The organism is Nocardia sp. NPDC127606, assembly GCF_042671725.1.
Classification (GTDB): domain Bacteria; phylum Actinomycetota; class Actinomycetes; order Mycobacteriales; family Mycobacteriaceae; genus Nocardia.
Window position 1 is genome coordinate 116,691 of the sequence record NZ_JBHXWQ010000001.1, and the last position, 11,883, is coordinate 128,573.

The 11,883-nt window shown below is 69.0% G+C and carries 12 protein-coding genes; 11 read left to right on the forward strand and 1 reads right to left on the reverse strand.

Translation table 11 applies throughout. The features are described from left to right. The first annotated feature begins 33 nt into the window (after window positions 1-33). The 10 genes from ACFVJ5_RS00555 (at window position 34) to pdxS (ending at window position 10,269) form a co-directional block, all read left to right on the forward strand. Entirely contained in the window at window positions 34-525 is a 492-nt protein-coding gene (locus ACFVJ5_RS00555) for a TIGR02611 family protein (RefSeq protein ID WP_379217694.1), read from the forward strand. Then, window positions 522-1,193, forward strand: coding sequence for a (2Fe-2S)-binding protein (locus ACFVJ5_RS00560; RefSeq protein WP_379217696.1), 672 nt, complete (start codon window positions 522-524; stop codon window positions 1,191-1,193). The genes ACFVJ5_RS00555 and ACFVJ5_RS00560 overlap by 4 nt, the downstream gene beginning before the upstream one ends. Before the next feature lie 118 nt (window positions 1,194-1,311). After that, window positions 1,312-3,375 (forward strand): threonine--tRNA ligase, encoded by a 2,064-nt coding sequence (thrS, locus tag ACFVJ5_RS00565; RefSeq protein WP_379217698.1) that lies wholly within the window; start codon window positions 1,312-1,314, stop codon window positions 3,373-3,375. Then, window positions 3,372-3,926, forward strand: a complete 555-nt coding sequence (locus ACFVJ5_RS00570) for an HIT family protein (protein WP_379217700.1) — start codon at window positions 3,372-3,374, stop codon at window positions 3,924-3,926. Before thrS ends, ACFVJ5_RS00570 begins: the two co-directional genes overlap by 4 nt. A gap of 5 nt (window positions 3,927-3,931) precedes the next feature. Further along, window positions 3,932-4,609, forward strand: coding sequence for a phosphatidylinositol phosphate synthase (gene pgsA / locus ACFVJ5_RS00575; protein ID WP_379219736.1), 678 nt, complete (start codon window positions 3,932-3,934; stop codon window positions 4,607-4,609). Beyond that, window positions 4,606-5,529 (forward strand): phosphatidylinositol mannoside acyltransferase, encoded by a 924-nt coding sequence (locus ACFVJ5_RS00580; protein ID WP_379217702.1) that lies wholly within the window; start codon window positions 4,606-4,608, stop codon window positions 5,527-5,529. Before pgsA ends, ACFVJ5_RS00580 begins: the two co-directional genes overlap by 4 nt. Beyond that, a complete protein-coding gene (locus ACFVJ5_RS00585; protein WP_379217704.1) occupies window positions 5,526-6,650 on the forward strand; it encodes a glycosyltransferase family 4 protein in 1,125 nt (374 codons plus the stop codon). The genes ACFVJ5_RS00580 and ACFVJ5_RS00585 overlap by 4 nt, the downstream gene beginning before the upstream one ends. Continuing rightward, a complete protein-coding gene (locus ACFVJ5_RS00590) occupies window positions 6,650-7,696 on the forward strand; it encodes an NUDIX domain-containing protein (protein WP_379219737.1) in 1,047 nt (348 codons plus the stop codon). The genes ACFVJ5_RS00585 and ACFVJ5_RS00590 overlap by 1 nt, the downstream gene beginning before the upstream one ends. A gap of 315 nt (window positions 7,697-8,011) precedes the next feature. Continuing rightward, entirely contained in the window at window positions 8,012-9,196 is a 1,185-nt protein-coding gene (locus tag ACFVJ5_RS00595; RefSeq protein ID WP_379217706.1) for a Cmx/CmrA family chloramphenicol efflux MFS transporter, read from the forward strand. Window positions 9,197-9,348: 152 nt separating this feature from the next. Continuing rightward, complete coding sequence (gene pdxS / locus ACFVJ5_RS00600) at window positions 9,349-10,269, forward strand: pyridoxal 5'-phosphate synthase lyase subunit PdxS (RefSeq protein ID WP_056810852.1); 921 nt, start codon at window positions 9,349-9,351, stop codon at window positions 10,267-10,269. A 90-nt stretch (window positions 10,270-10,359) separates the two neighbouring features. Here the strand turns inward: pdxS and ACFVJ5_RS00605 are convergent, their stop codons facing one another. Then, complete coding sequence (locus ACFVJ5_RS00605) at window positions 10,360-11,187, reverse strand: SDR family NAD(P)-dependent oxidoreductase (protein ID WP_379217708.1); 828 nt, start codon at window positions 11,185-11,187, stop codon at window positions 10,360-10,362. Window positions 11,188-11,294: 107 nt separating this feature from the next. On the opposite strand from ACFVJ5_RS00605, the gene ACFVJ5_RS00610 reads away from it, so the two are divergent. Further along, a complete protein-coding gene (locus ACFVJ5_RS00610) occupies window positions 11,295-11,867 on the forward strand; it encodes a TetR family transcriptional regulator (protein ID WP_379217710.1) in 573 nt (190 codons plus the stop codon). Window positions 11,868-11,883: the final 16 nt, after the last annotated feature.

The following is an 11,883-nucleotide window of genomic DNA, read 5'->3' on the forward strand; positions in this document are numbered from 1 at the left end:
CCGGCCGGCGGTCGGACTCGTAGGCTGGAAATCATGACCAGCGATCCGACCGCCGCCGAGCGCGTCACCGACGGCCCCGACTCCGCGGACGAGGAGTCCACGGCCGAGCCGGGGCGGTGGGACGGGTTGAAGGAACGCGGGCGCGCCTTCCGGGCACACGTCGCCCAGCGCCCTACCCTCGACCTCGGCTACCGCATCGTCGTCGGCGTGGTCGGTGGGCTGGTCCTGCTCGTCGGGATCATCACGATCCCGTACCCCGGACCCGGCTGGGCGCTGGTGTTCGCGGGATTCGGCATCCTGGCCACCGAGTTCGTCTGGGCCCACCACACCTTGACCTGGGTGCGCGGAAAGTACCGGATCGTCATGGACTGGTACACCTCGCGCGGTTGGTTCATCAAGGTGCTCGGCGCGGTGGGCACCTTCGCCCTCGTCCTGGTGACGTTGTGGCTGCTCGGTACATTTTCGATGGTCGCAGGGTGGATCGGAGTCGATTGGCCATGGTTACGCAGTCCCCTGATGTCGTGAGCACCGTTCCCGGCCACGTCCTCACCGACCCCGCCTGGATCGCGGCGCGGATCGACGCGATGAGCCACACCTGGGGCACCGATGTTCCCCGGGTCGCGGGCACCCTGTGGTGGTGCATGGTCGCCTCGACGCTGGTCGAGCAGATCGCCGTCGCCTATGCGGCGGGCACGCCCGCCCCGGTCGCCGCCCTCGGCGAATTCGATTGCGTGGTCCGGCCCGACGGCGGTGTCGAACACGCGGAATTCCGCCGGGTGCCGGTCGACGGCACCGGACGTTCCGTGCGCTCGGACGTGGGCGGCGAGACCGGCGCGGCCGCGGCCGACGAGGTCGCGACCGCCTTGCGTGACACCTTGACCGCGGTGATCGCCCAGGTCGCGGCCGTGTCCGGCGCCGGGATCCCGGCGCTGTGGGCGATCGTCGCCGACGCCATCGGCAACCGGGCGCTGGACGCGGGCTCCCCGGACGCGGCGACCCGGCTGGCGGCCGATGTCGGCTCACGCCTGCCCGCACCCCGGTTCGTCACCGTGGCGGGCCGCACCTTCGTGCGCCGCGCCTCGTGCTGCCTGGTCTACGAGGCGCCCGGTCGGCAGATGTGCACGAGCTGCCCGAAGCGTTCGCCCGCCGATCGAGCCGAACACCTGGCGGCTGCCGCGCGCGCCCGGTCCTAGGTCCATCGACACGCCCGCCCGGCGGTCCCGATAGCATGGGCGGCGCAGGATCCCCTGCGTGACCGACGCTGCGCGACCTGCCGGATGACCCGGCACCGACGTCAAGGAGAACATTCCCGTGACCACCTCTGCACCCATCAGTCCCGTCGCTCTCGTTCGGGTGCCGGCCGGGACTACCGCGGGCGCAGCGGTGCGGGAAGCGGGCTTGCCCACGAAGGGACCGGACACGGTCGTCGTCGTGCGCGATGTCGACGGCGCGCTCAAGGACCTGTCCTGGATTCCGGAGGAGGACGCCGACGTCGAGCCGGTCCCCGCGAACAGCGAGGACGGGCGCAGCGTGATCCGGCACTCGGCCGCGCACGTGCTGGCCCAGGCGGTGCAGCAGGAGTTCCCCGACGCGAAACTCGGGATCGGCCCGCCGATCAAGGACGGCTTCTACTACGACTTCCAGGTCGACAAGCCCTTCACCCCCGAGGATCTGGCCAAGCTGGAATCGCGGATGAAGAAGATCATCAAAGGCGCGCAACGCTTTTCGCGTCGCGTCGTGGAGATCGACGACGCCCGCGTCGAATTGGCGAACGAGCCGTTCAAGCTCGAGCTGATCAGCGACAAGTCCGGCATCGACGATCCCGAGATCATGGAGGTCGGCGGCAACGAGCTGACCATCTACGACAACCTCGACCCCCGCACCGGCGAAAAACTGTGGGGCGATCTGTGCCGCGGCCCGCACATCCCCACCACCAAGTTCATCCCCGCGTTCAAGCTCACCCGCTCCTCGGCCGCCTACTGGCGCGGCGACCAGGACCGCGAGGACCTGCAGCGCGTGTACGGCACCGCGTGGGAATCCACCGAGGCGATGGACGCCCACCTGGAGCTGCTGGCCGAGGCCGAGCGCCGTGATCACCGCAAGCTCGGCCTCGAACTGGACCTGTTCTCCTTCCCCGACGCGCTCGGTTCGGGTCTGCCGGTGTTCCACCCCAAGGGCGGCATCATCCGCAAGGAGATGGAGGAGTACTCGCGTCAGCGCCACGTCGACGCGGGCTACGAGTTCGTCAACACCCCGCACCTCACCAAGGGGCATCTGTACGAGATCTCGGGCCATCTCGACTGGTACAAGGACGGCATGTTCCCGGCCATGCACCTGGATGCCGAGCTCAACGAGGACGGCACCGTCCGCAAGCCCGGCCAGGACTACTACGTCAAGCCGATGAACTGCCCGATGCACAACCTGATCTTCGGCGCGCGCGGCCGTTCCTACCGTGAGCTGCCGCTGCGGATGTTCGAGTTCGGCTCGGTGTACCGCTACGAGAAGTCCGGCGTGATCCACGGCCTGACCCGCGTGCGCGGCATGACCCAGGACGACGCGCACATCTACTGCACCAAAGAGCAGATGCACGCCGAGCTCACCAGCACCCTGCAGTTCGTGCTCGGCCTGCTGAAGGACTACGGCCTCGACGACTTCTACCTCGAGCTGTCCACCAAGGACCCGAAGAAGTACGTGGGCTCGGACGAACTCTGGGCCGAGGCCACCGAAACCCTCGAGAAGGTCGCCGAGGCTTCCGGCCTCGACCTGGTGCCCGACCCCGGCGGCGCCGCGTTCTACGGCCCGAAGATCTCCGTGCAGGTCAAGGACGCGCTGGGCCGCACCTGGCAGATGTCGACCGTGCAGCTCGACTTCAACCTGCCCGATCGTTTCGACCTCGAGTACACCGCCTCCGACGGCACCAAGCAGCGTCCGGTGATGATCCACCGCGCCCTGTTCGGCTCGATCGAACGCTTCTTCGGCGTCCTCACCGAGCACTACGCCGGTGCGTTCCCCGCCTGGCTCTCGCCGGTGCAGGTCGTCGGCATCCCGGTGGCGGAGAACTTCGCCCCGCACCTGGATTCGGTGATCGAGCGGCTGCGCGACGCCGGCGTGCGGGCCCAGGTGGACCGCAGCGACGACCGGATGCAGAAGAAGATCTTCAACCAGACCGCGCAGAAGGTGCCGTTCATGCTGCTGGCGGGCGCGCGCGACGTGGAAGCGAACGCGGTGAGCTTCCGGTTCCGCGACGGCACCCAGGTCAACGGTGTGCCCGTCGCCGACGCGGTCGCCACCATCACCACCTGGGTCGCCCACCGCGTGAACGCCTCACCCACCGCGGAGGGGTTCGAGGTCGTCTCCGCGGCGGTCGGTTCATGAGCGAGAACCTCGCCCCTGACGCCGGCTCGATCGTCGACGCCGGGGCGGGCCAGCCCGACCGCCTGCAACGGTTGTGGACGCCCTACCGGATGTCCTACATCACCGGCGAGGTCAAGCCCAAGGACGCGACCGGGCATCCGTTCACCGATATCCCCAAGATGTCGGACGAGGACGGCCTGATCATCGCCCGCGGCGAGAATGTCTACGCCGTGCTCAACTTGTACCCGTACAACCCAGGGCACATGATGGTGGTGCCTTACCGCCGGGTAGCCGACCTGGAGGACCTCACGACCGCCGAGAGCGCGGAACTGATGGCCTTCACGCAGCGGGCCATTCGCGTGATGAAGCAGGTCTCGCGGCCTGCCGGATTCAACGTGGGTCTCAATCTCGGTGGTGTGGCCGGTGGTTCGCTCGCCGACCACCTGCACCAGCACATCGTGCCGCGCTGGGGCGGGGATGCGAACTTCATCACCGTGGTCGGCGGGGTGAAGGTGATGCCTCAGTTGTTGCGCGACACGCGGCAGCTGCTGGCGGAGGCGTGGGAGGAATAGAGACCGTGCTCAGCTTCTTCGGCCGCCAGACGTTTGCGAAAGCGACTGCGCCGCTGGGCAAAGCGCTCGTCGGGACGGGGCTCACCCCGGACGCGATGACCCTGATCGGCACCACCGCGACGATCGCCGCCGCGGTGACCCTGTTCCCCTCCGGACATCTGTTTTGGGGAACGATGGTCATCTGGCTGTTCGTCATGTTCGACATGCTCGACGGTGCGATGGCGCGCGCCCGCGGCGGCGGCACGAAGTACGGCGCCGTCCTCGACGCCACCTGTGACCGGGTGGCCGACGGCGCGATCTTCGGCGGACTCGCCTGGTGGGCGGTCTATCACGAGCACAGCAAGCACCTGTTCGCGCTGACCTTGATCGTGCTGGTCGCCTCGCAGGTGATCTCCTATGCCAAGGCGCGTGCCGAGGCCAGTGGCCTGTCCGCCGACGGCGGGCTCATCGAACGCCCGGATCGTCTGGTCATCGTGCTGGTCGGCGCCGGGCTCACCGGCATCGGCGGGCACTGGGGGATCGACTGGCTCACCTGGGCCGTGTACGTGGCGATGTGGGTGCTGGCGGTGCTGAGCATCGTCACGGTGTTCCAGCGGGTGCTCGCGGTGCGCAATTCGCCGGGCGCGCGGGTTGTCATTCCCCCGGCGTCGCAGCCGGACGCGGCAGAGGGATCGGCGTCGTGAGCCTCAAAGATCGGATGAGTGACTGGGGCTACGCCGCGGGCTGGGGTCTCGTGCGTTCGGCGCCGGAAGGGTTGGTGCGCAGGGTCTTCGATCTCGGCGCCGATCGTGCGGTGAAGGGCGGCGGACCACAACAGTTGCGCCGCAACCTCGCCCGTGTCCTCGGTGTACCCGCCGACCAGGTGCCCGCCGACCTGATGCGGGCGAGCATGCGCTCCTATGCCCGTTACTGGCGTGAGGCGTTCCGGCTGCCGTCGATGGACCACACCGAGATCGACTACTACGTCGGTGGCCTGGAGAATGTCGACGCCGCTCTGGAACAGGGTCGCGGTCTCATTCTGGTGCTCCCGCACTCGGGCAACTGGGACATGGCCGGTGTCTGGCTGGTGCAGCACTACGACAACTTCACCACCGTGGCCGAGCGACTGAAGCCGGAATCGCTGTTCGAGCGGTTCGTCGCCTACCGCGAGAGCCTCGGATTCGAGGTGTTCCCGCTGACCGGTGGCGAGCAGCCGCCGTTCGCCGCACTCGCCGAACGACTGCGCCAGAACCGGATCGTGTGCCTGATGGGCGAGCGCGACCTCACCGGCAAGGGTGTGCCGGTCGACTTCCTCGGGGAGCGCACCTGGATGCCCGGCGGCGCCGCGAAGCTGGCCATCGAGACCGGCGCCGCGCTGGTCCCGGTGCACGGCTGGTTCACCGTCGACGAGGACGGCACCGAAGGATGGGGTCTGAAAGCCGAACCGGCACTGGATGTTTCCGGTGGCGTGGCGGCCGCGACGCAGGCGCTCGCCGACCGGTTCGCCGCCAATATCGCCGAGCATCCGGCCGATTGGCACATGCTGCAACCGCTCTGGGAGAGCGACCTGTCGCCCGAACGACTGTCGCGGATCACCGCGCAGGACACAGGGGGACAGCCGTGAAGATCGGCATGATCTGCCCGTATTCGTTCGATGTCCCGGGCGGCGTGCAGGCCCATGTCGTCGAGCTCGCCCGGGTGTTCATCGAACGCGGGCACAAGGTGAGCGTGCTCGCCCCCGCCTCCGACGACACACCGCTGCCCGATTTCGTCGTCTCGGCGGGTCGCGCGGTCGCGATTCCCTACAACGGGTCGGTGGCGCGGTTGTCGTTCGGACCCATGGCCTACACCAGGATCCGGCGCTGGATCGACAGCAACGACTTCGACGTGTTGCACATCCACGAACCCAACGCCCCGAGCCTGTCGATGCTGGCGCTCAAGATCGCCGAGGGCCCGATCGTGGCGACCTTCCACACCTCGACCACGAAGTCGTTGGTACTCAGTACTTTTCAGGGTGTACTTCGCCCGTATCACGAGAAGATCAGCGGGCGGATCGCCGTGTCCGAGCTGGCCAGGCGCTGGCAGGTCGAGGCGCTCGGATCCGACGCGGTCGAGATCCCCAACGGTGTCGATGTGTCCGCGTTCGCGCGCGGTGAGCCACTCGACGGGTACCCGCGCGCGGGCCGCACCGTGCTGTTCCTCGGTCGCTACGACGAACCGCGCAAGGGCATGGACGTGCTGCTCGGCGCGCTGCCCGCGCTCATCGACCACCACCCCGACGTGGAGATCCTCATCGTCGGGCGCGGTGACGAGGATCGGTTGCGCCGTGAAGCCGGGGAGCACGCGGGGCACCTGCGGTTCCTCGGACAGGTCTCCGACGAGGAGAAAGCCGCCGCGTTGCGCAGTGCCGACGTGTACGTCGCGCCGAACCTCGGTGGCGAGAGTTTCGGGATCATCCTGATCGAGGCGATGGCGGCAGGCACCCCGGTGGTCGCGAGCGAACTCGACGCCTTCCGTCGCGTGTTGCGTGACGGGACCGCGGGCATGCTCACCCCGATCGGTGACTCCGACGCGCTGGCCACCGCCATCGATACGCTCCTCACCGACGACCAGACGCGGATGCGTCTGGTCAGCACCGCGACCCAGGTGGTCGCGGGCTACGACTGGCCGGTCGTGGCCGAACAGATCCTGCGGGTGTACGAGACCGTCACCGTCGGCGACAACCGCGTCAGGGCCGCCGGATGATCACCTTCTCCGCGACCACCGTCCTCGTTCTCGGGCTGATCGCCCTGCTCGTCCTCGCCCTCGGCGTGTGGGCCTACTCCACGGCGAACCGGCTCGACCGGCTGCACGTGCGCTCCGATCAGTCCTGGCAGGCACTCGATGCCGCGCTCGCCCGCCGGGCGGTGGTGGCCCGCGCGGTGGCGATGTCGGAGGCCGGTCCGGTGAGTACCGATCCCCGCCGGGCCGAACGGGCCACCCAGCTCGCCACCCTCGCCGATCGGGCCGAACGCGCCGATCGCGGTGACCGGGAAACGATCGAGAACCAGCTCTCCGCCGCGCTGTCGCTCGTCGACATCGACCACCTGCGACCGCAATTGGTGGCCGAACTCGCCGACGCCGAGGCTCGCGTGCTGATCGCGCGCCGCTTCCACAACGACGCCGTGCGCGACACCCTGGCCCTGCGCACCCGCAGGCCCGTGCGCATCCTGCACCTCGGCGGCACCGCACCGCTGCCGCACTATTTCGAGATCACCGAACGCGCGACACCCGCCGCCGCCACCGGCCTCACGGTGCACACCACCCGCACCTCCGCCCGGGTGATGCTGCTCGACGAGCAGAACCGCGTGCTGCTGCTGCGCGGCCACGACCCGATGATCCCCGAGGTGGCCTTCTGGTTCACCGTCGGCGGCGGCGTCGAACCGGGGGAGAACCTGCGCGACGCCGCGGTGCGCGAGATCTACGAGGAAACCGGGCAGCGTGTGAATCCCGCCGCGCTGCGCGGCCCGCTGTGGCGCCGGGTCGCGGTGTTCCCGTTCAACGGCGAGCTGATCCGCTCCGAAGAACTGTTCTTCACCCTGCGCTCGCCGGGCTTCGAATGGCGCCCGGCCGACCTCACCGCCCTGGAACGCCGCACGATCACCGACCACCGCTGGTGCTCCGCCGACGACATCCGCGCACTCGACGACGCGGGCGAGGCCGTCTACCCGTACCACCTCGACGAACTCCTCACCGAAGCCGTTTCCGCGGCCGAAGACGACACCCAGCACGTGGTCCGCTCGATCCGCTGAGGCGCACCGCGTGTGTCTTTCCGCCTCGACGGCCCCGTCGGCTGTCGCGAAAACAGGTTGACTCCGCTGCGGTCACCTCGCATAAGGTGGGCGGGTGAATTCTCCGGAGGCGTCCAGAAGGTAGCCGTCCGGCCTGCGGGCCGGGCGGCGTTGTGGGTCCAGCATCCATCGGTCCGCGGACCGATGCGATGTGTCGTTCGCAACGCCGGATGATCGTCGATTCCTCGCGGCCGAGCCATGATTCGCTCGATGCCGCCTCATCTCGGACACCGCGCGCGACGCGCGGTGTCCCGGTATCCGGAGAGTTGATCAATCATGCCCATCGGGGTTTTCGTGCTGGCTGCCGCGGTTTTCGCGCAGGGCACATCGGAATTCATGATGTCGGGGTTGCTGGCGCGGACCGCCGCCGACTTCGGCGTCTCGCTCGGCACAGTGGGGTTGCTGACCTCGGTGTACGCGGTCGGCATGGTGCTGGGCGCGCCGACGATGGCGGCCACCATGGGTCGGTGGCCGCTACGGCGTTCGGCGACAACATTTCTCGCGCTGTTCTGCGCCGCCCATATCGTCGGCGCGCTGACCACCGACTTCGCGGTGCTGGTGGCTACCCGGGCGGTGGCCGCGGTCGCCAACGCCGGATTCCTGGCGATCGTGCTGGCGGCTCTGCCGCGGCTGGTCGGGCCCGCGCTGGTCGGTCGGGCGACCTCGATCATCGTGTCGGGAGTGACAGTGGCCTGCATCGCGGGCGTGCCCGCGGGGACGCTGCTCGGGCAGCTGTGGGGTTGGCGATCGGCCTTCTGGGCCGTCGCGGTGGTGAGCGCGGTGGTCCTCGTCCCGGTGTCGTCGATGGTGCCGCGCGACGGTGCGGGAGTCGGCGCTGCGGATCGGTCGATGCGGTCCGAGTGGGCGGTGCTCGGGGTGCGCGCGGTGCGGTCGGCCGTGATCGTCGGAGTTCTGGTCAATGCCGCGACGTTCGCCGCGTTCACCTACCTCGGCACCGTCGCCGCCGCGATCGCGGGCGCGACCAGCGTCTGGGTCCCGCTGGTGCTGGCGTTGTTCGGCCTCGGCTCCTTCGTCGGGGTGACCCTCACCGGCCGGTACAGCGACCGCCACGGCCGTTCCATCATCACCGTGGGTACAGCCGGACTGGTCGGCGTGTGGGCGCTGGCCGCGATCACCGCGCACACGATGGCGGGGTTCGCGGCCATGACGTTGCTCACGGGCGCGGCCGCGTTCGGCGTCGGATCCGCGTTGATCGCGACCATCGTGCGGACCGCCGCACCCGCCGCGCCTCGGCTCGCCGGGGCCCTGGCCACCACCGCGCTCAATATCGGCGCGGTGCTCGGTCCGGTCGTCGCCGGCGTGGCCGTCGATCGCGCGCAAACCCCGGTCGCGGCGCTGTGGTGCGCTGCCGGGGCGGCGGCCGTCGCGGCGGCGATCGTGCTGGTCGACCGGGCACGGCGCGGGCCCGTGGAGGACGCGGTCGGAGCCGTGGCACGGTGAATGCCAGGCCATCGGACAAGGCCAGCGGTGGGCGGCGAACGCATCGCCGCTGGTCGTGACAAGGCCAGTGGTGCTCAACTGGCTATGAAGGCCGATTTCGGGCAGCTCTAGAATCGACGGTGAACCGAATCCGAGCGACTTGATTGGCGCCCATGACACAGGAGACATTCGTGACTACGCCTGAGACCACCAACACCGTCGGCACCGCCCGCGTGAAGCGCGGCATGGCCGAGATGCTCAAGGGTGGCGTGATCATGGATGTGGTCAACGCCGAGCAGGCCAAGATCGCCGAAGACGCCGGCGCCGTGGCCGTGATGGCGCTCGAGCGGGTACCCGCCGACATCCGCGCCCAGGGCGGCGTGTCCCGGATGAGCGACCCGGACATGATCGACGGCATCATCGCCGCGGTCTCCATCCCGGTCATGGCCAAGGCCCGCATCGGTCACTTCGTCGAGGCGCAGATCCTGCAGAGCCTGGGCGTGGACTACATCGACGAGTCCGAAGTCCTCACCCCCGCCGATTACGCCAACCACATCGACAAGTGGAACTACACCGTCCCGTTCGTCTGTGGCGCCACCAACCTGGGCGAGGCCCTGCGCCGCATCACCGAGGGCGCGGCCATGATCCGCTCCAAGGGCGAGGCGGGCACCGGCGACGTGTCCAACGCGACCACCCACATGCGTACCATCCGCGGCGAGATCCGTCGCCTGACCTCGCTGTCCGAGGACGAGCTGTTCGTGGCCGCCAAGGAACTGCAGGCCCCGTACGAACTGGTTCGTGAGGTCGCCCAGACCGGCAAGCTCCCGGTCGTCATGTTCACCGCCGGTGGCATCGCCACCCCCGCCGACGCCGCCATGATGATGCAGCTCGGCGCCGAAGGCGTGTTCGTCGGCTCGGGCATCTTCAAGTCCGGCAACCCCGAACAGCGCGCCGCCGCCATCGTCAAGGCCACCACCTTCTACGACGACCCGGACGTGCTGGCCAAGGTCTCGCGCGGCCTGGGCGAAGCCATGGTCGGCATCAACGTCGAAGAGATCCCGCAGCCGCACCGTCTCGCCGAGCGCGGCTGGTGATCGCCGGCCCGATATCGTTCGGGCATCGAAGCATTCGCCTCGGCGGGCGTCGTGATCGCGACGCCCGCCGAGGCTTTGCCGTGCGGCGACTCAGCGCTGGACGAGCTCGGTGGTGAGGGTGTCCAGACGGATCGCGTTGTCCGGGTCGAAGTCCTTGCGCGTGAGGGGGAGTCGGGTCCGGCGCCGGAAGGCGGTCACCGGATCTGCGGGTGGCTCGTCGAGGAGCTGGGCGATCGGCGGGACCGCCTGATCGACCGATCGGCCGACAACGAATCCGGCAGCCTTGGCCAGTATCCGGTGGGGTGTGGGCAGTGGGTCGGCCATCGCGGTCCGCACCATCATCGGGTTGTAGAGCACGTAGCGGGTGCGGGTGTTCGGATGGCGGTGCGGGAAAGCGACGCCGAGCAGGTCGTTGGCGCGTGAGGCCTGCATGGCGGCGCGCGTGCCGGTGTAGCCCTCGCGCAGGGTCAGGTCGTCCCAGTGGATTCGGCCCGGGAAGCCACCGGGGCCGCAGATGTTCATGATGACCGGGGTATCCGTGCGTTCCAGCGCATCGACGAGACCGTGTCCGAGGACGAATCGGCTCAGGTAGTGCAGCGCGAAGGTGAACTCGGTGCCGTCCTCGGTGACCTCGCGCCGGGGTCGGAAGCGTTGGGCGCCGAAGACGAGGCCGTCGACGGTATCGGCCAGCGCGGTGACCCGGGCAAGGGTGTCCCGCATTCCCCTCAGGGTGCTCAGATCGGCTCGCAGGAACACCGCGCGCTCGCCCGCGCCGATCGCGGCGGCCTCGCGGCGGAACGCCTCGCCTTTCGTCGCGCCGCCGGCGATCGCGATCACCCGGTCGCCGCGTCGCAGAAAATGTAGGCCGAGCCCTTTGCCCATGCCGTCGGTGCCGCCGGTGATGACATACGTGCGCATCGAATCCCGTTCTCCTCGAATCACTCTGGACTGTGTCATCGGCCGATATGTCGAGGCTAGAAACGAACGCGGCACCAAGTCAACATCTGATGACTTAGCATGACTTCATGGAACCGAAAGCCGAACCCCGTCGCCGTGACCGTGCGGCCACCCGTGCCGCGCTGCTCGACGCCGCGCGAATCCGCTTCGCGGCGCAGGGTTTCGACGGCACGGGACTGCGCGAGATCGCCGCCGAGGTCGGGGTCGATCCCGCCCTGGTGTCGCGCTACTTCGGTTCCAAGAAGGGGCTCTACGCCGAGGCGATGCACCTGGAGATCCCCACCGGAGTGGCCGCCGATCCGCACCGCCCGGTCGTCAGCATCGCCGACGCCCTGCTCCACGATGTCGTGTACCAGGACTGGTCGCGCTACGGCGGCGAACACCCGCTCCTGGCCATGCTCCGATCGGCCGGTCACGACGACGTGCGCGATCAGTTACGCGCTCAACTCTGCGACGACTACCTGCGCGAATTCGCCGACCGGCTCGAAGGACCCGACGCGGAACTCCGCGCGGAGCTGATCGGCGCCCTGCTGATCGGCCTCGGCGTGCTGCGCTCGGTGATCGGCACGCCCGCCGTGAGCGCGGCGCCGTTCGACCGAACCCGGGTGCTCGCCGCGCGCATGGTGAACGCCCTGACCTGAACCCGAGCGCAGGCGT